This is a genomic window from Burkholderia sp. Bp9143, from assembly GCF_003853645.1.
Lineage (GTDB): Bacteria > Pseudomonadota > Gammaproteobacteria > Burkholderiales > Burkholderiaceae > Burkholderia.
Map to the genome: position 1 here is coordinate 96,123 of NZ_QTPO01000024.1, position 25,260 is coordinate 121,382.

Consider the following 25,260-nt stretch of genomic DNA (forward strand, 5'->3'; position numbering starts at 1 on the left):
CATGAACCAGGCTGTCGCGCGTTTCGTCCGGCCGTTGCCGTCGCGGGAGATCTGGACCTTTGCCGGTCTGGTCGTGCTCGCGTGCTTCGTGTGGCTCGCCGGGCCGCTGTTCGCGTTCGCCGAGGTCCGGCCGCTCGAAAGCGGCTGGGCGCGCGCGGTGACGATCGCGGTGCTGTTCGTCGCGTGGAGTGCACGCGTCGCGTGGCGCAGCTGGCACGCGAGCCGCCTGAACGCGCAGTTGCTGAACCAGCTGCGCGAAGCCGCGCCCGGGCCAGCCACCGCCGACGATCCGGCCAAGGCCCAGCTCGACGAGCTGCGCAGCCGCTTCGACGAGGCCGCGACGCTGCTGAAGAAAGTCCGCTTCGGCCAGGCCGATACCGCGCGCAAGGGGCTGGCGCGCTGGTTCGACCGGATGTCGCGCCAGTATCTGTACCAGCTGCCATGGTACGTGTTCATCGGCGCACCGGGCTCGGGCAAGACGACCGCGCTGGTCAATTCCGGGCTCAGTTTTCCGCTCGCGGAGCAGTTCGGCCGCGCGGCGATTCGCGGCGTGGGCGGCACCCGGCACTGCGACTGGTGGTTCACGAACGACGCCGTGCTGATCGACACGGCCGGCCGCTATACGACGCATGAGGGCAATCGCGCGCTCGACGAAGCCGAGTGGAAGGGCTTCGTCGAGCTGCTGAAGAAGTACCGCACGCGCCAGCCGCTGAACGGCGCGATGCTGACGATCAGCGTCGCCGACCTGGTCGGTGCGTCGGAGGCCGAGCGCACGCAGCACGCGATGGTGCTGCGCAAGCGGCTGCTCGAGCTGCGCGCCCAGCTCGGCATCCGGTTTCCCGTCTACCTGCTCGTGACGAAGGCCGACCTGCTGGCCGGCTTCGCCGAGTATTTCGGCACCTTCGGCCGCGCGGAATGCGCGCAGGTGTGGGGCTTCACGTTTCCGCTCGCGCAGAGCGAGGCGCCGGGCTTCGACCTGCGCGCCGCATTCGACCGCGAATACCGGCTGCTGCACCAGCGGCTGAACGACGGGCTGCCCGAGCTGCTCGCGACGCAGACGGATGCGCGCCAGCGCGAGATGGCGTACCTACTGCCGCAGCAGGTCGCCGACCTGCAGGACATGCTCGGCCAGTTCGTCGCCGAGGTGTTTTCCGTGTCGAGCTTCGAGCCAATGCCGATGCTGCGCGGCGTGTACCTGACGAGCGGCACGCAGGAGGGCACCGCGTTCGACCGCGTGATGAGCGGCATCAAGCGCTTCCTGAAGATCGAGGGCGTGCCGCCGGTTGCCCAGGTCGGTTCGACCGGGCGCAGCTTCTTTTTGAAGTCGCTGCTGCAGGAACACATCTTCCGCGAAGCCGCGCTCGCCGGCAGCGACCTGCGCTGGCATCAGAAGCGGCGCGTGCTGCAGATCGCCGGCTACGCGCTGCTCGCTCTCGTGAGCGTGGTCGTGCTGGCCGCGTGGCTGCGCAGCTACGCGAACAATCGCGCGTATCTCGACCGGATCGCGCAGCGCGTGCCCGCCGTCGATGCGCAGATCGCCGGTGCGAAGTTCTCGGATGCGGCCGACATCGCGCGTTTGCTGCCGGTGCTCGATGCGCTCGGCGGGCTCGCGAATGCCGGCGGCGTCGACCGGTCGCATCCGCCGCTCGCGTACCGCTGGGGGCTCTTTCAGGGCGAGAAGATCGACGAGGCCGTCGACGCCGTGTACCGGCGCGCGCTCGACGACGTGCTGCTGCCGATCGCCGCGCGCCGGATGGAGGCCGCGCTGAGCGATGCACGGCCCGACGAAACCGACTACGCGTATGCGGCGCTGAAGGCGTACCTGATGCTGTACGACAGCGCGCACTACGATCCCGCGTTCGTGCAGGCCGTCGTCGACCTGGAGATGGAGCGCTCGCTACCGCCCGATTTCTCGCCGGCCGAACGTTCGGCGCTGCGCGCGCATCTCGCCGCGCTGTTCGGCAACCGCGTGGCCGTGTCGCCGTATCCGATGAACGAGCGGCTCGTGGCCGACGTGCGCGACCGGCTGCGGCAGGTGCCGTTCTCGCAGCGGCTGTACCGCCAGCTCACGCGCACGCTGCGGCCGGCGACTTCCGCGTTCGATTTCAGCGTCGCGCGCGCGGTCGGGCCCGACGCATCGCTGGTGTTCCGCCGCCAAAGCGGCAAGCCGCTGTCGGAAGGCGTGCCGGGCCTCTATACGCGCAATGGCTATCGCAACGTGTTTTCGCCGCGCCTCGCCGGCGAGGTCGACGCGTACGGGCGCGAGGAGGTGTGGGTGCTGAACCTCGGGCTGTCCGAGATTCCCGGGCCGAACGACGCCGGCGCGTGGGCGCGCGACATCCGCCAGCTGTACCTGAACGACTACCTGAAGATCTGGGACGACCATCTCGCCGACATCAAGCTGCAGCGCACGGCGACGCTCGCGCAGAGCATCCAGGTCGCGCGTGCGCTGTCTTCGGCGGATTCGCCGCTCACCCGGCTGATGATCGCGCTGGCGCGCGACACGGCGCTCGGCGATACGCCGGGCGGCGCCCGCACGCTCGCATCACGCGCACAGGACAAGGTCGACGAGGCGCGCAGCTCGCTGTCGCAGATCTTCGCGGGGCAGGGCGCGAGCGACGCGAATCCGTCCGCGGCGGCGCCCGCGAGCCCCGAGCAGGTGGTCGACAGCCACTTCGCCGGGCTGCGCGCGTTCGCGCCGGGCAGCGGCGACCAGGCGCAGGCATTCGACGCGGTGCTGAAGTCGATCGACGCGCTCTATACGTACCTGACGGCCACCGACGACGCACTGCGCAGCGGCGCCCAGCCGCCGCCTTCCGACGCGCCCGCGCGGCTGCGCGCGCAGGCCGGGCGGCTGCCGACGCCGTTCCGGGAAGTGCTCGACGATCTGTCGAACGTCGCGAACGGCAGCGTCGCGACCGTCGAGCAGCGCAGCGTCGCCCAGCGGGCCGGCGCGAACGTCGGCGACTTCTGTCGGCAGGCGATTGCGGGCCGCTATCCGTTCGCGCGCGGCTCGTCGCGCGACGTCGCAGCGGCGGACTTCGCGCAGATGTTCGCGCCGGGCGGCCTGATGGACGATTTCTTCCAGAAGAACCTGCAGTCGATCGTCGATACGACGTCGCACCCGTGGCGTTTCGCGAACCGCAATGCGGACGCCGATCCGGCGGCGGCCGCGATGCTTTCGTCGTTCGAGAAGGCCGCGGTGATCCGCGACGTCTATTTCGGCGGCGGCGCGCGCACCGCGCAACTGAAGGTGCAGGTCCAGCCGCTCGAAATGGATCCGTCGATCACGGAGATGGTGCTCGACGTCGACGGCCAGATCGTCCGCTATGCGCACGGCCCGCTCGTGCAGAGCGCGGTGGACTGGCCGGGCCCGCGCGGCAGCAGCCAGGTAAGGCTGCAGGTATCGGGGCAGGCCGGCGCGACCGACGGCTTCACGACCGGCGGGCCGTGGGCGCTGCACCGGCTGTTCGACCGCGCGGCCGTGTCGGCCGGACGCGGCTCGGACCAGATGGTCGCGCGCTTCACCGTCGACGGCAAACCGCTCGTGCTGCAGGTGAATGCGGGCAGTGTCCGCAACCCGTTCAGGCTGCCCCAGATGGAGTCCTTTACATGCCCTCCGAAGCAATGAGCCGCATCCCGCCGCTCACGCGCGCCGATGGCGACGCCCCGGCCTGGTACGGAAAGATTCCCGGCGCCGGCGACTTCGTGAACAGCCGGCTGCCGCATGCGCTCGCGCTGTGGTGGGAACGCTGGCTTCAGCAGGGGATGGCCGCGATGCGCCAGCGCGGCCCGGACGAGCTCGCGCGCCACTACACGGTCGCGCCGGTCTGGAATTTCCTGGTGCCGGCGGGCGCCGGCGCGTCGTGCGTGCAGGCAGGCTGTCTCGCGCCGAGCTGCGATCGCGTCGGGCGTTACTACCCGGTGATCGTCACGCTGCCGATGCCGGCGGCCGATTACTGGAACGGGCTGCCGGACGCGGCCGACGCGTTCTACTGGCAGATCGGCCATGCGCTGCTCGACGCGATCCGGCATGCGCGCGCGCCGGTCGATCTCGAGCAGACGCTCGACCGCGTGCGGCTCGCGCCGGGCGGCGAGCTGCCCGTGGAAGGCGTCGACGGGATCCCGGCGACGCTGCCGGACCGGCCGGCGCTCGCGGCATGGCCCGGGCTGTCCGGCTATTTCGATCCGCACGGCGGGACGAGCTTTTGGTGGACCAATCGTGCCGACGGCTCGCCGCTGCGCACGCATGCGCATACGGGCGCACCCGACAACGCGCTGTTCCTGACGCTGTTCGGCGGCTAGCGAACGACGGCCGGCGGCGGGCAACGCAGGCAACACGGATGCGGTATCGCGAGGTAGACATGAAGGACCCTTCATCGAGAGACAACGAGCACGACACGGCAACCCGCGGCGACGCGCCCGAATTCACGGTGCGGCCGCTGCCGCTCGGTCATCGCCTGGGCGAGCTGCAGCTCGACGAGGTGCTGGGCATCGGCGGTTTCGGCATCGTCTATCGCGCGTTCGACCGCACGTTGCGGCGCGCGGTCGCGATCAAGGAATACATGCCGTCGATGCTCGCGACGCGCGGCGGCGACTACACGGTGTCGCTGCGCTCCGAGCGGTTCGCGCAGGCGTTCGACGCGGGACGCGGCGCGTTCCTCAACGAGGCACGCCTGCTCGCGCAATTCGACCACCCGGGGCTCGTCAAGGTGCTGCACTTCTGGGAGAGCCACGGCACCGCGTACATGGTGATGCCGTTCTACGAAGGGCGCACGCTCAAGCAACTGCTCGACGGCGGCATGCGCATGAGCGAGACGCAATTGCGCAACATCGTCGGCGCGCTGCTGGGCGCGCTCGACACGCTGCATCGCGCGCAGTGCTTCCATCGCGACGTCGCGCTCGACAACGTGCTGATCCGCCCGAACGGCAGCGCGATCCTGCTCGACTTCGGCGCGGCACGCAAACGGATCGGCGATCTCGTCGACGACGGCGCGATGATGATCAAGCCCGGCTACGCGCCGATCGAGCAGTACACCGACGATCCCGCGTTCAGCCAGGGGCCGTGGACGGATCTCTATGCGCTCGGCGCGGTGATGCACGCGATGATCACCGGCGAATTGCCGCCCGCGGCCGTCGTGCGCAGCATCAAGGACGCGTACCGGCCGCTCGCGTCGCGCGAGTTGCCGGCCGGTGAGGTGTACAGCCCCGCGTTCCTCGCGGCGATCGATCACGCGCTGCAGCTGCGGATTCCGGATCGTCCGGAGTCGGTCGCGGCGTTCGCGGCCGAACTCGGGTTGCGGGATGTCGATCGGGCCGGCGGCGGGTATGGCGCAGTCGTTGCGCCGCCGGCGGTCGATGCGGGGGGAGGCGGGGAAGGGAAGGTGGGGGCCGGTGTTTCCGGTGCCGCTCCCGCAGCGGGGGACGCGTCGGCCGGGGACGCGGCCGTGGCAGCGGCAGCGGTCGGTGAAGGCGCGACGGCGTCGGGCAACGCCACGCCGGATGTGCGGCCGTCGCAGCCTGGGCGGCTGGAACACCGGTCGAACACACCGGATACGCGGTCGACCGCGCCCGCTGGCGCTGGCGACAAGCCGGAAGACGGCGGGTCTTCGGTGTCAACGACGGCTGCGGCAGCGGTGGCGTCATCCGCTTCTTCGTCCGCTTCTTTGTCCGTATCGCAGGCGTCGTCGCCCTCCGCAAAAACGGGGCGTCCCGACGGGCATGATGGTGATGTGGAACGTTCAAGGGACACGCTGCAGGGTGAGCGGGCAGCTTCGAAGACCGAAGCGCATGACGCCGCCGACATGCGATCGGCAAGCGCCGGGCCCGACATCGGGCAGCGTGGCGCAACGGATACAGGGAACCTGAACGCAACGGCCGGGCCGATTGCTGGTGCTGCTGGTGCTGCTGGTGCTGCTGGTGCTGCTGGTGCTGCTGGTGCCTCCACATCGGCATCCTCGTCGGGCGTATCGCCTCCGTCGCGCTCCCCGCGCCGCCCGTCGTTCATCGCCGCGGGCAACCGGCGCACGCAGACCTACGTGGGTGGCGCACTGGTAGCGCTGATCGCCGTCGGAATCGCCGCGACCTATCTGTCGCGACCCGCGCAAGTCGCGAGCGAACCGGAAGCCGGCGCAAGCCAGCCGCAGGCCGGTGCCGCCTCGTCAGCCAGCGAGTCGGAAGCGACGCTCGCGCAGCACGGCCCGACGCCGATCGTCGTGCCGCCGTCGAGCCTGGCGGCCGGATCGTCCGCGCAGGTGCCGCCGCAATCGCTGGCCGCCGCGCCGGCCAGCGCGCCCGCAGTCGGGGCCGCCACGTCCGTGCCGCAGGTCGCGACGACCGCCACGGCCGTCGCAGGCGCCTCGCCTTCGCAAGCCGGTTCGAGCTCGACGATCGCGCCGGCCGGCAGCCTCGACGCGTCGGAGCGTGTCGTTAACGTGCCGCCGTCGGAGGCCGCCGCGTCGCCGTCGACCGCACCGGTGCCCGCGCAAACGTCGCCATCGGAAGCCGACACGGCCGTCGCCGTGGTCAGCACGCCGGCCACCGCCGAGCAGCGTCCGCCGAAGCAGGAAACCGTCCAGGTGCGCTTCAACGTGCGCCCGTGGGGCGACGTGTACGTGAACGGCGCACGGCGCGGCGCGAGCCCGCCGCTGCGTTCGGTGTCGCTGACACCAGGCGTCTATCAGATCGAGATCCGCAACGGCTCGCTGCCGCCGTTGCACCGTACCGTGGCGATCGACTTCGGCAGCAAACCGGTCAACATCGACTATGCATTCGAATGACGTCAGCCAGGCGGCGCTGGCCGCCGCCGCGTTGTCCTCCCCGTCGCCCGGCCTGCCGTCGGCGACGCCGCGCGCCGACCTGATCGGCCGATTCCTCGCGGACGTCGCGCCCGATGCGCCGTGCGGCCCGAACCTCGAATACGACGCCGATTTCCTGCAGCTTCAGGAGCGCGCGACGCCGCGCGCCGAGCAGCAGTACGGCGACACCGTGATTCCGGCCGAGACGCCCGACTGGCGCGCGGTCGACCGCCTTGCACTCGCGCTGGGCGAGCGGACGAAGGACCTGCGCGTCGCCGCGTATCTCGCGCGCAGCTGGACCGAGCAGCACGGCATTCCCGGCTACGCGGACGGCCTCGCGGTCGTCGCGGGCCTGATCGAGCGCTGGTGGGACGACCTGCATCCGCGTCTCGACGCCGACGGCGAACCGGACCCGACACCGCGGATGAACGCGCTCGCCGATGTCGCCGGCGCGCACGAGTGCGCGCGTGCGGCACGGCGCCAGCCGCTGTTCGACGGCGGCCCGAGCGTGCGCGACGCCGAACGCGCGCTCGACGGTCGCGACGAAGTGGGCGGCCCGGCGGCAGACAGCCGCGACGGCCTGGTCGCCGCGCTGTCGACCGCACGCGACGACGGCCGCGTGCCGATCGATGCGGTGCATGCCGCACTGCGCGCATTGGACGCGATCCGTGCGCGCGTGACGGACCGGCTCGGCAGCGAATGGGCGCCGGATGCGAGCGATACGGAGAAGGCGTTGCAACGCATCGCGCGCGAAATGCCGGAGCCGGCACCGGCGGTACAGCAGTCCGCACCGGACGGTTCGATTCCGGCCACGCCGGCCGCATCCGGCGCCGCGCGAGCCGCATCGGCGCAGGCCGTTCTACCGAACGCACAGGCCTGGCGCGATGCCGAGGTCACGAGCCGCGACGACGTGCGGCTCGGTCTCGACAAGATGTGCCGTTATTTCGAACTGCATGAGCCGAGCCACCCGGCGCCGCTGCTGCTGCGGCGCGCGCAGCGGCTGCTCGCGCTCGACTTCTACGAAATCATCCGGGATCTCGCTCCGGAGAGCCTGCCGAAGCTGGACCTGCTGAGCGGCGAGCGGAGCGAATGAAGCAGGCCGCCGTCCATGCGGCGGCAACGTACACGCAATCTGATCGATGTGAAGGAGCGGACGATGACGGACAGAACCAAGGCGGCAGGCAGCGGACAGAAGTTCATCGCGCGCAATCGGGCGCCGCGCGTGCAGATCGAGTACGACGTCGAGACCTATGGCGCCGAGCGCAAGGTGCAGTTGCCGTTCGTGATGGGCGTCATCGCGGACCTGGCCGGCAAGCGCGCCGAACCGCTGCCGGACCTGCCGGAGCGCAAGTTCCTCGAGATCGACGTCGACAACTTCGACGAGCGGATGAAGTCGGTCGCGCCGCGCGTCGCGTTCCAGGTGCCGAACACGCTGACCGGCGAAGGGATGCTCAGCGTCGACATGACGTTCGAGCAGATCGACGATTTCTCGCCGGCGGCGATCGCGCGCAACGTCGACGCGCTGCGCCGGCTGCTGGATGCGCGCACCGAGCTGTCGAACCTGCTGTCGTACATGGACGGCAAGCACGGCGCCGAACAACTGATCGAGCGTGCGATCAACGATCCCGATCTGCTCAAGACGCTCGTGCGCGAGCCGCGCGCGGACGCGCGGGACGGCGACGCGACCCAACCGGAGGCCCGCGATGAATGACCCTGTCCATTCCCGCGCCGATACCCGCGACGCACGCTCTGCCACGCAACCGGCAGCCGCGCCCGGCGAGTTCGCCGCGCTGCTGCAGAAGGAGTTCAAGCCGAAGACGGCCGAGGCGCGCGAGTCGGTCGAGCGCGCGGTGCGCACGCTCGCACAGCAGGCGCTCGAACATACGGTCGGCATGACGACCGACGCCTACGGCAGCGTGAAGCAGATCATCGCGGAGATCGACCGGAAGCTGTCCGAGCAGATCAACCAGATCCTGCATCACGACGACTTCCAGACGCTCGAAGGCGCGTGGCGCGGCCTGCATTACCTCGTCACGCACACCGAGACCGACGAGTTGCTGAAGATCAAGGCCTTGCCGGCATCGCGCAACGAGGTCGGGCGGATGCTCAAGCGCTACAAGGGCGTCGCGTGGGACCAGAGCCCGCTGTTCCGCAAGATCTACGAGGAGGAATACGGGCAGTTCGGCGGCGAGCCGTTCGGCTGCCTCGTCGGCGACTTCTACTTCAATCACAGCCCGCCGGATGTCGAGATGCTCGGCGAGCTGTCGAAGATCGCGGCGGCCGCGCACGCGCCGTTCATCGCGGGCGCGTCGCCGGAGCTGATGCAGATGGATTCGTGGCAGGAGCTGTCGAACCCGCGCGACCTGACCAAGATCTTCCAGAACACCGAATACGCGGCGTGGCGCAGCCTGCGGCAGTCGGAGGATTCCCGCTACGTCGGCCTCGCGATGCCGCGTTTTCTCGCGCGGCTGCCGTATGGCGCACGCACCAACCCGGTCGACGAATTCGACTTCGAGGAAGATACCGACGCCGCGAATCACGACCGCTACACGTGGGCGAATTCGGCTTACGCGATGGCCGCCAACATCAACCGCTCGTTCAAGCAGTTCGGCTGGTGCTCGTCGATCCGCGGCGTCGAGTCGGGCGGGGCGGTCGAAGGGCTGCCAAGCCACACGTTCCCGACCGACGACGGCGGCGTCGACCAGAAATGCCCGACCGAGATCGCGATCAGCGACCGCCGCGAGGCCGAGCTCGCGAAGAACGGCTTCATGCCGTTCGTACACCGGAAGAACTCGGATTTCGCGGCGTTCATCGGCGCGCAGTCGCTGTACCAGCCGGCCGAGTATCACGACCCCGACGCGACCGCGAACGCGCGGCTGTCCGGCCGCCTGCCTTACCTGTTCGCCTGCTGCCGGTTCGCGCACTACCTGAAGTGCATCGTGCGCGACAAGATCGGCTCGTTCCGCGAACGCGACGACATGGAACGCTGGCTCAACGACTGGATCATGAACTACGTCGACGGCGACCCCGTGAACTCGTCGCAGGAAACCAAGGCGCGCAAGCCGCTGGCGGCCGCACAGGTGGTCGTCGACGAGGTCGAGGACAACCCCGGCTACTACACGTCGAAGTTCTTCCTGCGGCCGCACTACCAGCTCGAAGGGCTCACCGTGTCGCTGCGGCTCATCTCGCGGCTGCCGTCCGCGAAGGCGGCGAACGAGTGAGCGGCAAGGGGCAGTCAATACTGCATTCAACCCGGCATTCAACCTGATTTCGCACCGAAACGGAGACGGCAATGGGCGTGGCAATGTTTATGAAGGTGGACGGCGTGACCGGCGAATCGGCGGACGCGCAGCACAAGGGCTGGACCGACATCGAATCGTTCACGTGGGGCGCGAGCCAGCCGGGCGCGATGGCGAGCGGTAGCGGCGGCAATGCGGGCAAGGCGAGCTTCAACGATCTCGTCGTGGCGGCGTACATGGACAAGGGCGCGCCCGCGATCATCAAGAACTGCGCGAGCGGCAAGCACTTGCCGAAGGTCGAGATCTCCGCGTGCAAGACCGGCGGCTCGCAGATCGAGTTCATGCGCGTGACGCTGCAGGAAGTGCTCGTCACGTCCGCGCAGGTCGCGGGCATCGATCCCGGCGACGCGGCCGACCGGTTGATGATGCACTATGGCTTCCAGGCCGCGAAAGTGAAGAAGCAGTACTGGCAGCAGAACGACAACGGCGGCAAGGGCGCCGAGGTGTCGGTCGGCTGGAACATCAAGGAAAACACCGAGATGTGACCGCGGACCGATGACGATGGACGACCCGAAAGCCCGCGATGGCCGGTACGGCGGCATGCGCGACCGGCTGCAACCGGCGCTGCTCGACCGGCTGACCGACGACGCGCCGCAGCGCACGACCGATTTGCCCGGCACGCAATGGATCGGTGCCGAGCGCCTGCGCGCGGCCGTGCTGCGCGATCTCGCTTGGCTGCTCAATACGCGCAACGCCGAGGACGGCTTCGTCGACTGGGCCGCGTTCGAGCACGCGCAGGCATCGGTGCTCAACTACGGGATGCGGCCGCTCGTCGGCAAGCCGATGTCGGGCGTCGAGCGGATGTCGGTCGAGGCGTCGATCCGCGACGCGATCGTCCGCTTCGAGCCGCGCATCGCGCCCGACAGCGTCGAGGTCCGCAGCATCGCCGATGCATCGGACGGACACGCCGGCGAACGGCGTCACAACGTGCTGCTGTTCGAGATCCGCGGCACGCTGTGGTCGATCCCGCATCCGCTGGAATTCGTGCTGCGCTCCGACCTCGATCTCGAGACGGGCGCGATGTCGCTGCAATCGTCAGCGGGAAACTGACACGATGGATACGCGCCTGCTCGACTACTACAACCGCGAACTCGCGTACCTGCGTGAACTCGGCGACGAATTCGCGCAGCAGTTCCCGAAGGTCGCCGCACGGTTGCGGCTGCACGAATCGGGGCCGCCCGATCCGTACGTCGAACGATTGCTCGAAGGCTTCAGCTTCCTCACCGCGCGGGTGCAGCTGAAGATGGACGCCGAGTTTCCGCGCTTCACGCAGGCGCTGCTCGATGCCGTGTATCCGGGCTATCTCGCGCCGTTGCCGTCGATGGCGATCGTGCGGTTCGCGCCGATGCTGAACGAAGGCAGCCTCGCACAGGGCTGGCGGTTGCCGGCCGGCACCGCGCTGCGCGCGCGGCCGGCCGCGTCCGAGCAGACCGCGTGCGAATTCCGCACCGCGCACGACCTGACGCTGTGGCCGCTCGAACTGACCGACGCTGCCGTCACCGGCGCGCCGTCGTGGCTGCCGCGTGGGGCCGTACCGGCGCGCCAGGACGTGCGCGGCGCGCTACGCATCCGGCTGAAGGCGCGCGGCGGCGCCAAGCTCTCGCAACTGCCGCTCGAGCGGCTGACCTTTCATCTCGCGGGCCCCGAGCGCGACGCGCTGCACCTGCTCGAACTGATCGCCGCGCATGCGCTCGGCGTCGTCTGCCACGATCCCGGGCAACCGCCGCGCTGGCTGCACACGCTCGACGCCGACACGATCGTCCACGAGGGTTTCGACCCGGCGCAGGCCATCCTGCCCGACGACGGACGCAGCTTCCACGGGTACCGGCTGTTGCGCGAGTATTTCGCGTTTCCGGCGCGCTTCCTGTTCTTCAGCATCGGCGGGCTGCGCGCCGCGCTCGCGCGCGCCACCGGCGACGAATGCGAGCTGACCGTGTTGTTCGACCGGCACGATGCGGCGCTCGAGGCGGCCGTCGATGCGCGGCATCTGGCGCTGAACTGCACGCCGGCCGTGAACCTGTTCGCGCGCCGCGGCGACCGCATCCGGTTACAGCCCGGCACGCGCGAGCATCATGTCGTCGTGGACCGCAGCCGGCCGCTCGATCACGAGATCTATGCGGTGCAGCGGCTCGCGAGCGAGCAGCGCGACGACGGCCAGTCGCGCGAATTCCGGCCGTTTCACGCGTCGTTCGCGAGCGACGACGGCAACTACGGCGCGTACTACACGGTGCGGCGCGAGCCTCGGCTGGTGTCCGCGCAGGCACGCGCGAACGGCACGCGCACCGGCTACGTCGGCAGCGAAGCCTACGTGTCGCTCGTCGACAGCCAGTGCGTGCCGTACGACGAGACGATGCGCTACCTGTCCGTCGACACGCTGTGCACGAACCGCGATCTCGCGCTGCTGCTGCCGCCGGGCGAGGCGAACGCGTTCACGCTGCGCATCTCGGCGCCCGTCGAGCGCGTCGTCGCGATTCGCGGCCCGTCGCGGCCGCGCCCGCCGATCGCCGACTCGCAGACGGCCTGGCGACTGATCCGCCATCTCGGGCTGGCCCGGCAGACGCTGACCGATCTCGACGACGAGGAGGGCGCGCACGCGCTGCGCGAGCTGCTCGGCCTGCACGCCGACCCGGCCGATGCCGCGATGCGCCGGCAGATCGACGGCGTGCGGCGCGTCGCGTTCTCGCCGGTGTTCCGACGGCTGCCGGCGCTCGGGCCGCTGATGTTCGGGCGCGGCGTGCAGGTCGACGTGACCGTGGACGACCATGCGTTCTCCGGCGACAGCCCGTTTCTGCTCGGCGCGGTGCTCGAACAGTTCTTCGCGCGGCACGTCTCGATCAACGCGTTCGCCGAATGCGTGCTGACCAGCGCGCAGCGCGGCACGCTCGCGCACTGGCCGGCGCGCATCGGCAGGCGGCCCGCGATATGAAACACGGCACGCCACCCGGCGCTCAACCGGCCACCGAAGCCGCACGCCGCGATGCGTGGTGGGCACGGCTGCGCGCCGCGCCGCATGGCTACGACCTGTTCCAGGCATTGCGCTGGCTCGATGCGCTGTCGCCCGGCCGAGCGCCGCTCGGCCATGCCGCGCGGCCGCGCGACGAACCGGTGCGGCTCGGGCAGCAGCCGTCGCTCGCGTTCGCGGCGTCGATGCTGGCCGGCGCATACGATGGGGACGGCGGCGGCGTGCGGCCGCGCATCGCGATCCACGGCTTCGGGTTGTTCGGGCCGAACGGTCCGCTCCCGACTCACCTGACCGAATACGCGCACGAGCGCGCGGCCCAGCACGACGACCCGACCTTCACCGCGTTCGCGGACCTGTTCCATCACCGGCTGATCCTGCTGTTCTACCGGGCGTGGGCCGACGCGCAGCCGACGGTGAGCCTCGATCGTCCCGGGCGCGCACGGTTCGACGCGTATGTCGCGAGCCTGGTCGGGCGCGCCGCGCATGGCGACGGACCGGCCGCGCGGGCCGATGTCGGACCCACGGCCGCCGACACACTCGCGCCGCATGCGCTTTATTTCCATGCGAGCCATCTCGTCCGGCACACGCGCAACCCGGAGGGGCTCGTGGAGATCCTGCGGCGCCATTTCGGTGTCGACGCACGCATCGTCGAGCATGTGCCGCGCTGGGTCGCGATCGAGCGTTCGCAGCGCTGCGTGATCCGTGCGACGCGGCCGACCCTGCGCGTCGGCGGCGTCGCGCTCGGCATCGCGGTGCGCGATGCGCAATCGCATTTCCGGATCGTGCTCGGGCCGCTGTCGCTCGACGCGTACCGGCGCTTCCTGCCGGGCGGCCCGCACGCGCGGCAGCTCGCGCACTGGGTGCGCGAGTACGTCGGCATCGAGTTCGACTGGGACGTGCAGCTCGAACTGGCGGCCGACGCGGTGCCGGCGATCGCGCTCGGCGCGCCGCAGGGCCTCGGTCGTACCGCGTGGCTCGGGCAGCGGCTCGAAGCGGGGCCCGCGCGCGATCTCGTCGTCCGTTACGACGCGCGTCGTGGCGGCCCGCCGCGCCCCGGCGCCGCCCTTCATCGCGAAACTGCCTAAACGGGAACCGTCATGTCCGATATCGGCCGCGTCAACCTGTTCGGAAAGCTCAATCCGCTGCTCTACGAGACGCTCGAGCAGGCGACCGGATTCTGTCGGCTGCGCGGCAATCCGTACGTCGAACTCGCGCACTGGTTCAAGCAGCTCCTGCAGCGGCCCGACGGCGACCTGCAGCGCGTGCTGCGTCGGTTCGAGATCGACGAGGCCGCCATCGAACGCGGGCTCGTCGCCGCGCTCGACCGGCTGCCGCGCGGCGCGGGATCGGTGTCGGACCTGTCGGTGCACATCGACGACGCGGTCGAGCGCGCGTGGGTCTATGCCACCTTGAAATACGACGCGACGCGGATTCGCGGCGCGGTCCTGCTGCTCGCGATCCTGAAGACGCCGCAGTTGCGCAACGTGCTGTACGCGATCGCACGCGAGTTCGAGCGCATCGTGCCCGACGTGCTTGCCGACGAACTCGTATCGATCGTCGACGGCTCGCCCGAGGCACAACCGGCCGCGCATCCCGACGCGGGCTCGGGTGCCGGCGGCGCCGCAATGCGCGGCGTGCCGCCTGCGGAAGGTTCGGCCCTGGCGCGCTTTGCCGTCGACCTGACCGCCCGCGCGCGGGTCGGCGAGATCGATCCCGTCGTCGGGCGCGACGCGGAGATCCGCCAGATCGTCGACATCCTGCTGCGGCGCCGGCAGAACAACCCGCTGCTGGTCGGCGAAGCCGGTGTCGGCAAGACGGCCGTGGCCGAAGGCTTCGCGCTGCGAATCGCCGCAGGCGACGTGCCGCCGTCGCTGCGCGACGTCGCGCTGTACCTGCTCGACATCGGGCTGCTGCAGGCCGGCGCGAGCGTGAAGGGCGAGTTCGAGAGCCGGCTGCGCGGCGTGATCGACGAAGCGATGTCGTCCGAGCGCCCGGCGATCCTGTTCATCGACGAAGTCCATACGCTCGTCGGAGCGGGCGGGGCGGCCGGCACCGGTGATGCCGCGAACCTGTTGAAGCCCGCGCTCGCGCGCGGCCTGCTGCGCACGATCGGTGCGACCACCTGGTCCGAGTACAAGCAGTACATCGAGATGGATCCCGCGTTGACGCGGCGCTTCCAGCTCGTGCACGTGCTCGAGCCCGAGGAGGCGGCCGCCGTGACGATGCTGCGCGGCCTCGCCGCGAAGCTCGAAGCGCACCATCGCGTGCTGGTGCTCGACGACGCGCTGCAGGCCGCCGTGACGTTGTCGCACCGGTATATCCCCGCGCGGCAGCTGCCGGACAAGGCGATCAGCCTGCTCGATACGGCTTGCGCGCGCGTCGCCGTCAGCCAGCACGCGGTGCCGGCGCCGATCGAGGACGCGCGCCGACGCATCGACAGCTTGCGCGTCGAGCGCGAACGGGTCGGGCGCGAGTGTGCGCTCGGCAGCGGCGACACCGCGCGACGCGACGCGATCGATGCCGAGCTTGCCGCCGTGCGGACAGAACTCGATCGGCTCGACACGCGCTGGCAGGCCGAGCGCGATGCGTTGACAGCGATCGTCGAGTCGCGCGCCGCGCTCCTCGACGAGGCGCCGTCGCATGAGATCACCGCCGCCGCACGCGCCGACATTCAGGCGCGTCTGGCCGCCGCGCAGCAGGCGCTGGCCGAGATGCAGGGCGATGCACCGATCGTGCTGCCCGCCGTCGACACGCATGCGGTCGCCGCCGTCGTCGCCGACTGGACCGGTATCCCGCTCGGCCGGATGGTGCGCGACGAGACGCAGGCCGTGCTGAAGCTTGCCGAAACGCTCGGCGAGCGCGTCGTCGGCCAGCGCCATGCGGTCGAGCTGATCGCCGAACGGATTCAGACCGCGCGCGCGAAGCTCGACGATCCGACCAAGCCGCACGGCGTGTTCCTGCTATGCGGGCCGTCCGGTGTCGGCAAGACCGAGACCGCGCTCGCCCTGGCCGACACCCTGTACGGCGGCGAGCGCAACGCGATCACGATCAACATGAGCGAGTTCCAGGAGGCGCACACGGTATCGACGCTGAAGGGCGCGCCGCCCGGGTACGTCGGCTACGGACAGGGCGGGGTGCTCACCGAGGCCGTGCGCCGGCGGCCGTACAGCGTCCTGCTGCTCGACGAGATCGAGAAGGCGCATCGCGACGTGCACGAGATTTTCTTCCAGGTGTTCGACAAGGGCTGGATGGAGGATGGCGAAGGGCGCGACATCGATTTCCGGCATACGGTGATCCTGCTGACCTCGAACGTCGGCGCCGATCGCGTGATGCAGCTGTGTCGCGATCCCGACCATCTGCCCGACATGCAGACACTCGCCGACGCGCTGCGCGCGCCGCTGCTCGACGTGTTCCCTGCCGCGCTGCTCGGCCGGCTGACCGTCGTGCCGTACTACCCGCTGACCGATGCGACGCTCGCGCGCATCGTCGAACTGCAGTTGCGGCGCTTCGAGAAGCGGATCGACCTGCATCACGGGATTCGGCTCCGCTGCACCGACGCGGCGACCGCGCTGATCGTCGAGCGCTGCCGGACCATCGAATCCGGTGGCCGGATGGTCGACGCGATCCTCACGCATACCGTGATGCCGCGGATCGGCCGCGCGATCCTCGAGGCCACGCTCGAAGGCCGCGCGCTGGCGTCGATCGAGGTGAGCGCGGCCGGCGGCGAGTTCGCTTACCGGTTCGACGAGGAGGGAACGACGTGAATCGCGTATTCACACTCGACAGCCCGCACGGCGACGACCTGAAGTTCCACACGCTCGACGGCAGCGACGAACTCGGCCGCCTGTTCGAATTCCGGATCGAGGCGCTGGCGGACAGCCACAGCCTGTCGCTGAAGGACATGCTCGGCAAGCCCGTGACCGTGCGGATCGAGCAGCAGGATCGTTCGACGCGCTACCTGAACGGGATCGTCGCGCGCGCGACGCTGGCCGGCCGGCGCGCCGAGCGGCACTACGGTTACGAGCTCGTCGTGCGGCCGTGGCTGTGGCTCGCGACGCGCCGCTCGGACTGCCGGATCTTCCAGAACCGCACCGTGCCCGACATCGTGCAGGAGGTGCTGGCGCCGTATGGTTTTCCGATCGAGAACAAGCTGGCCGAATCCTATGTGCCGCGCCAGTACTGCGTGCAGTACAACGAGACCGATACGGCGTTCGTGTCGAGGCTGATGGAATTCGAGGGCATCTATTTCTATTTCCGGCACGCGGCCGACAGTCACACGCTCGTGCTGTGCGATGCGATGTCGTCGCACGTCGCGTTGCCCGGTTACGAAACGATCCCGTACATCGCGCCGGATCGAACCGCGATCGCCGACGAGGAGCATATCGACGGCTGGCTGCCCGCGCAGGAGGTCAGCGTCGGCAAGCATCAGACCACCGACTACGACTATACGAAGCCGCGCGCCGATCTTTCATCGCAGAAGATCGATCCGCGCGGCCACGATCACGACAGCTTCGCGTCGTTCGAATGGCCGGGGGGGTATCGCGACGATGCGCCGGGTGCGCATTACAGCCGTGTAAGGCTCGAGGAACAGCAGGCCGAGCATGAGCGGGCGAGTGCCGAGACGGACGTGCGCGGTGCCGCGCCTGGGTATCTGTTCACGCTCGAGCATTGCCCGCGTGCTGACCAGAATCGCGAATATTTGATCGTGCGGTGCCAGTACCGCTTTCAGGAGAACGCTTACGCGAGCGATCAGGGCGCGGAGGCCGTCGTGCATCAGACGATGATGCTCGTGCAGCCGTCGAGCCTGCCTTACCGGTCGCCGCGCGACACGCCGCGGCCGCGGACCAATGGGCCGCAGACCGCCACCGTCGTCGGGCCGCCCGGCGAGGAGATATGGACCGACCAGTATGGGCGCGTGAAGCTGCAGTTCCGGTGGGATCGATACGGGCAGAGCAACCAGGATTCGTCGTGCTGGGTTCGGGTGTCGAGTCCTTGGGCTGGCGGTGGGTTCGGGGGCGTGCAAATTCCACGGGTAGGCGACGAGGTCGTCGTCGATTTCCTGAACGGCGATCCGGACGAGCCGATCGTCACCGGACGGGTTTTCAACGGCGAAAAGATGCCGCCGTGGGGGCTGCCGGGGAGTGCGACGCAAAGCGGGCTGCTGTCAAGGTCGTCGCCAGGCGGGACGACTGACCATGCCAATGCGTTCCGGTTTGAGGACAAGAAGGGCGCCGAGCAGCTGTGGATGCATGCGGAGCGGAATTTCGATGCGGAGACGGAGGCCGATCACACGCTTTCTGTCGGGAACAACCATACGCATACAGTCGGGAACGACGAAACGATGCAGGTGAAGAACAACCGGCAAAGAAGCGTCGGGCAGGACGAGACGGTGAATATCGGGAAGAACCGGGTCGCGCAGATCGGGGTGGATGAGACGCATGGGGTTGGTGGGAATCGGACGCGAACGGTCGGGAAGAAAGAGACCGTGACGATCGCGTCGGATCGTGAGGCGACGATCGGCGGCAGCCACACGGAATCGGTCACGCATGGCAAGACGGAAACGATCGGCGAAGGCAAGACGCTGAACGTCGGACAGATGTATCAGACGACGTCGCAGGACATGAAGACATTGGTTGCGTCGGCGCATACCGAGGAGATCGGCACGCGAACGTCGACGATCGCCAAAGCCCATACGCACACGGTCGGCGGCGAACACACCGTCAACGTCGGGGCGAACCATACGACGAACGTGCAGCATCAGGTGACCGTCAACGCCGGGGATCAGCTTTCGCTCGTCTGCGGGAATTCGAGCATCGTGATGAAGAGCGACGGCACGATCACGATCCAGGGTGTCAACGTCACATCGACCGGCACGAACAGCCACAGCGTAAACGGCAAGACAGTGACGTCGTCGGCGACCGCCGAGCACACGGTCGAAGGCGCCGTACTGAAACTGAATCCGTGACGGAGGCCCGCACGAATGCAGAACTGGCAGCCGACCAATCCGGTGGAGCGCAGGTTCATGGATGCGCATTCGGACTGGATGAGTTTCGCGAAAGAGCAGGATGCGCGATTGATGATCTGGCAGACCGACGAGACGGATGCGGAGCTCGTCCGGCTGTATTTCCAGGTCCAGGACGAAACGTCGTGCGCGGTCAGGACCATGCGGGCGTCGTTCGTCAATGAAGCCGGTTATGCGACGGCGTTGGCGGATGAGCTCATCGCGTTCTACGACAGCCGGCGAGAGGCATCCAATGTTCAGGGCGTGCGTGCCGACTGGCAGGCGCCGTACGACGATGGCAAGAATCCCTTGCTGTATCTGTTCACGGTTGTCGACAGCTTGATGCAGCACCATCCGGATATTTTTCCGGCAATGATATTCGTGCTGGAGCCGGTGAAAGTGCGGGATGACGCAGCATGGGTGCGCTGGATTGATGACTTGCTGTCGATCATTGCGGTCGCGCCGCAGCTTGCCGAGCGTGTGCGCTTTGTCGTACCGCGTATCGATATCGCGCCGTTTGCTGCGTTGATGCAACGGCATCGGGCCGCGGTGCGCGTCGTGCATGGCAAGTATTCGATGGCGAGCGTGCCGCGCGAACTGCTGGCAGAATCGGGTGAGCGCGGGCCGAGCGGTGAGTTTCGACGGCATTTCGTGATGTTGACCGAGATGATCGAAGGCGGTAATCCTTCTCGGTTGGAGGAATTGCGTGCAGCGGCACTGAAGGTCGCGGAGCGCGAGCAGTGGTTCGATCAATGCGTTGTCGTGCACCTGATTGCGGGGGCCGCCTATCTGAAGTGGTGCGATCGGGAGCGGGCGATCGAGGCTTACCGGAGCGCCGCCAGCAGCGGCATGCGCGCGGTCGAGGCAGGGCATCCGGCAGGGCACAAGCTCGTAGCTAACGGGTTGTTCGGCGAGGCGAGCGTGCATCTGACGCACAAGGACTATGCGCACTCGGCTTATTGCTACGAGCGTGCGACGGCGTCGACTACGGCCGCGAAGGACGGGTTGATGACGGTCGAGGCGTGGCGGATGAGCGCCGTGTGCTGGGAGCGGGCAGGGGAGCGCGAACATGCGCTGGAGGCCGGGTTCAATGCGCTCGACGCGGGGTTGATGATCGATGAGCCGATGCGGGCGAACAGTAATTTGCCGATGGTTGTCGAGTGGATGGTGTCGCAACTGGGTGTACAGGACCGGCGACGCAACGCGTTGAGCGAGAAGGTCGCTGCGTTGCGCGGCGGGCGCTGAGCGGAGGCCGAAACCGTGGCACTTCCAGCCGTCAAGCATCTCGATCCGGTTGTTGGCGTGGACGTTCATTCGGTGCTGGTCACGCCGGGTACGCCACCTGTGTTCCTGCCGCATCCTCATGTCGGGGTCATGCTCGATAAGCGCGAGTACATCCAGGCCGCAAAGGCCGTGGTCGGCTGCATTGCAATGATGATCGTGCAGGAGAAGGTGACCGAATACATCGAAGAACATCCCGAAGATGTGACGAAGCTGGCACATCTGGCCGATGAGGCAAACCAGCAGGTCAACAAACAGCTCAACGACTTGATGGGTGGCGGCAAGCTGCCGGACTTCAAGGGCGATCCCAACGTCGCGGAGGGGATGCGGCTGGCGAAAGAGGCCAACAAGATCAAGAGCCGCATAAGTGATGATCTTGGTTCGAACGTCGGATCGGGGGGAAGTAGCGGCAGGCCGATTTTTGTGAATGGGATGATGCGGGCCACGGCAGGGACGCATGCGTATCACGTTCCCGGGTTGCATTTTCCTCTTGGTGAATCGTTTGCACCGCCGCCAGAGGAGGTTGAACCGTCGAACGACGGGGAATCGTTCATGGGCAGCAAGACGGTGCTCGCCAACAACGATCCGATGTCTTACATGGCGCTTGAGGCGTTGAGTTGCTGGTCGATTGGGATGGAGCCGCCTCCGCATAACAGCGCGCATACGGATCGGACTTATCCGTCGATGCCGAGTTCGGTGATGTTGCCGATTCCGGCTGGAAGGCCGGTGTTGGTGGGTGGGCCGCCGATCATGAATATGGCTGCGGCGGCGAAGGGGTTGTTCAAGGCGTTTCGGGGATCCAAGTGGGCGAAGTCGCTGGCGGACAAGTTGAATTTGAAGTCGGGGTTCTTGCGGTGCAAGGTGTTGCATGCGGAGCCGGTGGATGCGATCACGGGCGACGCCGTGCTACAGCAACAAGACTTCACAGTACCCGGCCGTTTGCCTCTCGTATGGGAACGTTGCTACACCAGCCACGTCGGTTGTGCCGGAGCGGTCGGCGTCGGCTGGCAAACACCTGCCGATATCCGGCTGCTTGTAGTTCCTCATGAGCAAGGATTCGGTGTGGTCGCTTATTTTCCCGATCATGTGACGGCATTCGACGCGATACCGGACGGCAATGGTTGGTCAGGTCGCGTCTATGACTGGCAGCATGGGTACGCACTGTACCGGCTCAACGATCGTGTGATTTTGCGAACGCTAGCGGACCTTGAATACGTGTTCGAGTTAGCGCAACCATGGGAAGCTTCATTCTGTATTCCTGAGGATGGCACCACATCGCCATTGTTTGTGAGTGACATAGCTGACCGCAATGGCAACGCATGGGGGTTCGAGCGCCGACCGAATCACATTGTCACGCGCATAGTCGAATACCGAAGTGGTACGGCGACGGGACGCGTCATCGAATGTGCAAATGGGAGCGGGGCATCTTCTGACCTGCTTGTCACACTAACGCTGATCGACCACACCGAGAGTGCACATTTGCTCGTGAAATACGAGCACGACAATACCCGGAGCCTGATCGCGGCCGTCGATGCGATGATGCAACCTCATTATTTCAGCTATGACAGCGATCACCGGATACTGCGTCATACCAGTGCTCGTGGTGTGACGTTCCGCTACGACTACCAAAGGCACGACGGCGATCTCTGGCGCGTTGTCCGCGCTTGGGGAGACAACGGGCTGCTTGACTATCGTTTCGCCTACAACTCAATACACGGCGAAACCAGAATCATCGACTCGCTAGGACACGCGACACTTCTGCAATCCAACGAACGCGGGCTGCCCGTTGCCCAGACCGATCCGCTCGGCGGTGTGACGACCTACGGGTATGACGCCCAGTCACGCACCACCTCGGAAACCGATCCGGCAGGACATACCCTCTCGTGGGAATACGACGCCTTCGGCAATCTACTTACACTGACGCTGCCGGACGGTGGCAGGGTAGCCATGGAATACGACGCCGCGCATAAACCGATACGAGTAACCGAACCAGGCGGTGGGCAGTGGCACTGCATGTGGGATGACCGGGGGAACCTGCTTGCTCAGTCTGCACCATCGCAAAGTAGTACGCGTTACGAATACGACAAGTACGGTCAACTTACTTCAAGCAAGGGACCATATGGTGCTGTTACGGAGTTTGAATACGACCGAAATGGCAATTTGGCAGCGTTGGTCGATACGTTCGGACAGCGCACGCAGTACACGCATGACACACTCGGAAATCTGCTCCAGGTCATCAACGCACTCGGCCAGATTAGCCGCTACGAATACGACCGTAATGGCAATCTGACGCGTTCGATCGATCCTGGGGAACGAGACGCTCACTATACGTACGACGCGGACGGTAATCTGGTTCGATACCAAGATCCGGCTGGCAATCTAATCCAGCTCTCATATTCGGCACTGGGGCAGATCAGCAAACGGCTTGAGGCCGATGGAAAATCTGTCGAATACCACTACGATACCGAGGAGCAGTTGATCGGCGTAGTCAATGAATGCGGAGATCTCTACCGGATCAGACGCGACGAGTTGGGCCGCATTGTCGAGGAAATCGATTACTGGGGGCAATCGCATCGTTACGAATACGGCCCGCGAGGCGAGTTGAAGTGCAGCATCAACGCCTTGGGGCAGCAGGTTACTTACATAGCGGATGCGCTAGGGCGTGTCGTGCAAAAACAGGTGCCGGATCCCAGGCAACCCGGCGGAGTTCGGACTGAAACGTTCTCGTATGATCGCCGAGGGCAACTGATCGCTGCCACAAATCCTGACAGCCAGATCGAGCTGTGCTACGACGGCGATGGCCGACTGATTGAAGAGCGGCAGGGCAACGAATTCAAAATCACTTATTCTTATGATGCTAGCAGTCAGCGCATCGAGCGGTGTACTCGAATCCAAAGAAACGGAAATGTGATCGAACATACCGTGCGCTATGGTTACGATGCGGCTGGCACTCCCGCATCCATTCAAGTCGACGACGCTGACCCGATCAAACTCGAGCGCGACGCGCTCGGACGAGTTTGCGTCGAGCACTTCGGTAAAAAATTACGGCGAGAATTCATATACACGCCGAACGGGCAGTTGGCTCGACAAATGGTTCTCTCCAACACCTCTTTGTTGTTTGCCGCGGAGTACGCCTACGATGCAAACGGCGAATTAATCGAGAAGCGTGACACGCGATTTGGCATTGAGCGTTTCGCGTACGATCCAGTGGGGAGACTCGCCAGCCATCTCGACCCTACAGCCAACCTTCACCGATTCCTGTATGACGAAGCGGGCTATCTGCTGAAAACGCGGATTTCATCGGGAAGCAGTGCGCTTGATCGCGAAGTCCGCACGCATCCATGGTCGCGTGACGGCGACCACGAGGGTTCTCGCTATACGTTCGACCGTGTCGGCAATCTGCTGCGCAAGCAGAGCGCTCAGCAGGATCTATTGCTGCGCTGGGACGGTGAAGGACTTCTGATCGAAACTTCCGTGATTCTTCCGGCTACCGAATCGGAAGCTGAGGCTACGCACGTTCACACCCGCTATGAGTATGACGTGTTTCATCGGCGCACCCGGAAGATTACGCAAGTTGAATACGGCATTCCTGCTGAGAGAACGCGCGAGACGCACGTCTCGAAATTTTTTTGGGAAGGTGACGCCTTGGTCGAGGAAGTTACGCATGTCGACGGACGGACCAGAACGTTACTGACTGGCTCGACAGTTCCAACCCCTGGACCGATTTCAACCAGTGAGTATGACCACGCCTGCGAATTCATCTACTATCCGGGGACCGTCCGGCCATTGCTTGGAATACGCCGGCGTCAATCCCGAATGTCGCAAGTGCCCGACACGGATCATGGGCAACCAGCTACGCCATTAGCCGCGTCAATACCGGAGTCGGAGAATCTTTACATCTTCCACGCAGATCTCAACGGCGCGCCGACGCGGTTAACCGACCTGTCGGGTAAGGTCGTCTGGGAAAGCTATTATGACGCATGGGGAAAAGCCAACCCAACAAGGACGCATACAGAAGTTGAGCAACCGCTGAGGTTTTATGGTCAATACATGGATTGGGAAACGGGACTGCACTATAACCGACACCGTTATTTCGATCCTGCGATAGCTCAATTTTTGAGCCCTGATCCGATACGGCTCCTCGGTGGCGTAAACCTCTACTCATATGCACCGAATGGACTGAGCTGGTCCGATCCATCCGGGCTCTCTGGCGCGCCGATACTTCCATCTCCCCATTACTTCGGCCACTCCGATCCCAAGACCCAGAAGGGGGTGCGCGGTGCGCTTAAACAGTATTTGGCAAAGCATCCGACGCTCAAAAGCGGTAGCGGAAATATCGCCGCGGTACAACTGCATGATGGAACTTTCGACGTCCTGCATGGCGGAGACTCGGATGGCCACCCTGAACGCCGCCTACTAGAAAAACACGGCGAAGCCGTGAAGGTTCTTTGGACTGAACTGCAGCCATGCGATACAGCCTATTGGGACAGAGTGGCAAAGTCCAAGAACCGAAAGCGAGGCATGGCGCCGGTACAACCGTGCCGCGCCACAATCAAGAATCAGGCTGAGAGCGACGATGATGCAAAAGGTCTCAAAGAGGTTTGGTACTTCGTTCCTCATGGAACGGCATCTATTCGTGGGATGAGCAACAAAAAGGTTTTCAAGGCCTTTCGTCAGACTCCATTTTTGTGGCAGAAAACGACGCTCGATGATTTCCTGCCCAAGGGATCCTGAATCCGCGGCGCAAATCGGCTTATGGCTCAGGGTGAATGTCTCATATTGAATTTGACATAACGTGAATTATCAACCTAGCTAGTATGTTTACAGCCGTTGCGTGCTAGCTTGTTGATGTCCGCACAGAACTGACCCACTAGAGCTGAAAATTTTCATCGAATTTTGACCCACGTGATTGAATGCCCT

Annotated in this window: 14 protein-coding genes; all 14 read left to right on the top strand. The window is 66.3% G+C overall.

Annotated features, from left to right (window positions below):
- Position 1 precedes the first annotated feature (1 nt).
- The 14 genes from tssM (at position 2) to DIE23_RS19605 (ending at position 25,074) form a co-directional block, all read left to right on the top strand.
- On the top strand, positions 2-3,631 hold the full coding sequence (gene tssM / locus DIE23_RS19540; RefSeq protein ID WP_124613634.1) for a type VI secretion system membrane subunit TssM: 3,630 nt from the start codon (positions 2-4) through the stop codon (positions 3,629-3,631).
- Positions 3,628-4,305 (top strand): type VI secretion system-associated protein TagF, encoded by a 678-nt coding sequence (gene tagF / locus DIE23_RS19545; RefSeq protein WP_409364240.1) that lies wholly within the window; start codon positions 3,628-3,630, stop codon positions 4,303-4,305. The genes tssM and tagF overlap by 4 nt, the downstream gene beginning before the upstream one ends.
- A 59-nt stretch (positions 4,306-4,364) precedes the next feature.
- Positions 4,365-6,779 carry a serine/threonine protein kinase gene (locus tag DIE23_RS19550; protein WP_124613636.1) on the top strand — a complete coding sequence of 805 codons (2,415 nt, stop codon included), beginning with the start codon at positions 4,365-4,367 and terminating at the stop codon, positions 6,777-6,779.
- Positions 6,766-7,890: a type VI secretion system protein TssA gene (gene tssA, locus DIE23_RS19555; protein ID WP_124613637.1), complete on the top strand. Its 1,125-nt coding sequence runs from the start codon at positions 6,766-6,768 to the stop codon at positions 7,888-7,890. Before DIE23_RS19550 ends, tssA begins: the two co-directional genes overlap by 14 nt.
- 63 nt (positions 7,891-7,953) lie before the next feature.
- Positions 7,954-8,508, top strand: a complete 555-nt coding sequence (tssB, locus tag DIE23_RS19560) for a type VI secretion system contractile sheath small subunit (RefSeq protein ID WP_124613638.1) — start codon at positions 7,954-7,956, stop codon at positions 8,506-8,508.
- Complete coding sequence (gene tssC, locus DIE23_RS19565) at positions 8,501-10,018, top strand: type VI secretion system contractile sheath large subunit (RefSeq protein ID WP_124613639.1); 1,518 nt, start codon at positions 8,501-8,503, stop codon at positions 10,016-10,018. The genes tssB and tssC overlap by 8 nt, the downstream gene beginning before the upstream one ends.
- 71 nt (positions 10,019-10,089) lie before the next feature.
- Positions 10,090-10,581 carry a type VI secretion system tube protein Hcp gene (locus DIE23_RS19570; protein ID WP_057927224.1) on the top strand — a complete coding sequence of 164 codons (492 nt, stop codon included), beginning with the start codon at positions 10,090-10,092 and terminating at the stop codon, positions 10,579-10,581.
- A 16-nt stretch (positions 10,582-10,597) separates the two neighbouring features.
- Positions 10,598-11,146: a type VI secretion system baseplate subunit TssE gene (tssE, locus tag DIE23_RS19575; RefSeq protein ID WP_124613640.1), complete on the top strand. Its 549-nt coding sequence runs from the start codon at positions 10,598-10,600 to the stop codon at positions 11,144-11,146.
- A 4-nt stretch (positions 11,147-11,150) separates the two neighbouring features.
- Positions 11,151-13,022: a type VI secretion system baseplate subunit TssF gene (gene tssF, locus DIE23_RS19580; RefSeq protein WP_124613641.1), complete on the top strand. Its 1,872-nt coding sequence runs from the start codon at positions 11,151-11,153 to the stop codon at positions 13,020-13,022.
- A complete protein-coding gene (gene tssG / locus DIE23_RS19585) occupies positions 13,019-14,143 on the top strand; it encodes a type VI secretion system baseplate subunit TssG (protein WP_124613642.1) in 1,125 nt (374 codons plus the stop codon). The genes tssF and tssG overlap by 4 nt, the downstream gene beginning before the upstream one ends.
- 12 nt (positions 14,144-14,155) lie before the next feature.
- Positions 14,156-16,822 carry a type VI secretion system ATPase TssH gene (gene tssH / locus DIE23_RS19590; RefSeq protein WP_124613643.1) on the top strand — a complete coding sequence of 889 codons (2,667 nt, stop codon included), beginning with the start codon at positions 14,156-14,158 and terminating at the stop codon, positions 16,820-16,822.
- Entirely contained in the window at positions 16,819-19,023 is a 2,205-nt protein-coding gene (gene tssI, locus DIE23_RS19595) for a type VI secretion system tip protein TssI/VgrG (protein WP_124613644.1), read from the top strand. The genes tssH and tssI overlap by 4 nt, the downstream gene beginning before the upstream one ends.
- Before the next feature lie 15 nt (positions 19,024-19,038).
- On the top strand, positions 19,039-20,304 hold the full coding sequence (locus DIE23_RS19600; protein WP_124613645.1) for a hypothetical protein: 1,266 nt from the start codon (positions 19,039-19,041) through the stop codon (positions 20,302-20,304).
- Between the two features lie 129 nt (positions 20,305-20,433).
- Positions 20,434-25,074 carry an RHS repeat-associated core domain-containing protein gene (locus DIE23_RS19605; RefSeq protein WP_409364241.1) on the top strand — a complete coding sequence of 1,547 codons (4,641 nt, stop codon included), beginning with the start codon at positions 20,434-20,436 and terminating at the stop codon, positions 25,072-25,074.
- The last annotated feature ends 186 nt before the right edge of the window (positions 25,075-25,260 follow it).